Origin of the sequence: Streptomyces sp. NPDC020490, from assembly GCF_044335305.1 — a bacterium.
In the GTDB taxonomy this organism is placed as follows: Bacteria; Actinomycetota; Actinomycetes; order Streptomycetales; family Streptomycetaceae; genus Streptomyces.
In genome coordinates, this window is the sequence record NZ_JBIRUY010000105.1 from 1 (window position 1) to 1474 (window position 1474).

2 protein-coding genes are annotated in these 1474 nt (G+C 68.8%); both read right to left on the reverse strand.

The features are described from left to right. Positions 1–6: 6 nt before the first annotated feature. On the reverse strand, positions 7–447 hold the full coding sequence (locus ACH4ZX_RS40285; RefSeq protein WP_398283906.1) for a transposase: 441 nt from the start codon (positions 445–447) through the stop codon (positions 7–9). After that, on the reverse strand, positions 354–1286 hold the full coding sequence (locus ACH4ZX_RS40290) for an ISL3 family transposase (protein WP_398283908.1): 933 nt from the start codon (positions 1284–1286) through the stop codon (positions 354–356). Before ACH4ZX_RS40290 ends, ACH4ZX_RS40285 begins: the two co-directional genes overlap by 94 nt. Positions 1287–1474: the final 188 nt, after the last annotated feature.

Here is a 1474-nt window from a genome sequence, read left to right on the forward strand (position 1 = left end):
GGGTCTTCACAGTTGAGCGGTGCGGAGGTGTCCGCGGGTTCGGCGGGTGGTAACGCAGCGTGTGCGTAGGCGTTGGTTGTCGGCGTTGCGGAAGCCGAATGCGTTGCGGGCGACGAGCTTGATCACGCGGTTGGCGCCCTCGCTCTTGGCGTTGCTGTGTCCGGTGGCGATGAATGCCTCGATCTCGGGCCACCAGCGGTCGATGGTGGTGGCGAGCTGGCGGACTTCGGGGATGTCGGAGTCGGCGCACCAGGTGAGGAACTTCCAGCGGGCATGGCCGATTTGATGCCGGTCGGCGCCGGTGCGGGCCAGGGCGAGGAGGGTGCGCAGGCTCTCTTTGGCGATCCAGGCGGTCAGGAGCCTCTGGCCGATCGTTCCTTCGTCGAGCAGGGCGTTCCACATGCTCGCGAACTGTTCGTCGGTGAGGTCTTCCCGGTTGCGGAGCAGGCGGCGCCGGGTTTTCCACTCGGGGTGGTGGCGCGGCCGCGGCGGCCGCGGATCTCGGCGGTGGTGCGGCGCCGGACGGTGGAGAGCATCTTGTTGGCGAGCTGGACGACGTGGAAGTGGTCGACGACCACGGTGGCGTGCCGAAGACTGGTGCGGACGGCGGCCCGGTAGGTGGCCGACATGTCGATGGCCACGTACTTGATGTTCTTTCTCCATTCCAGTGGCGTGTCGGCGAGCCAGGCCAGTACGTCCGCGGTGGTGCGGCCCTCGACCTGGCCCAGCAGGGCGCCGGTGCCGAGCGCGTCGACGAAGCCTGTGTGCCACCGGTCCCGGACCAGGTGCCACTTGCCAGTGGCGCCGTTCCGTTCCCAGCGCGGTTTTCCCCGCCGGGTCTCATCGATGCCCAGCACCTCCACGTCCGGCAGTGGCGCCTCGATGACCTCGCGGGCGGCGGCGCTGAAGGCGTCCATCACGGTCGGCCAGGACAGGTGCAGGTCACGGGCGGCCTGGATGACGGTGGAGCCGGCGTCGCGTATCCGGCGCCCGGCAGCAGTGCGCAGCCGCGTGGTGATCCGTGCCCCGGCCGGTATCTGCTCGATCTGCTCGGTGAACGACCGGCGCCGGCAGTCGGGTTGGCGGCACAGCCAGCGGCGCTTGTGCCAGCGGAACTCCAGCCCCCTCTCGCCGTACGGCAGATCGCGGGGCCGGGTCACTGCCGAGCCCTTCACCCTGGTAGCGAACACCCCGCAGCCCGGGCACGCCCTGGCCCTCTCATCGGCGGTGATCAGATGGACCCGCCGGGTTCCGTCAGCCAGCAGCTCGACTCGGGCGACGGACACCCCCTCGAGGCCGAGTAACAACGTCGTATCGTTGAGCAAGCCCGTGGCTCCTGCATGATCGTTCTGCCTGAAGAACAGAAATGATCACGCAGGACCACGGGCATCCTGCATTCGGGGCCCCGACCGGCCACGGAGCGTGACAGCACATCAGCCAGCCGAACCACCGCACCGCTCAACTTCGAAGACCC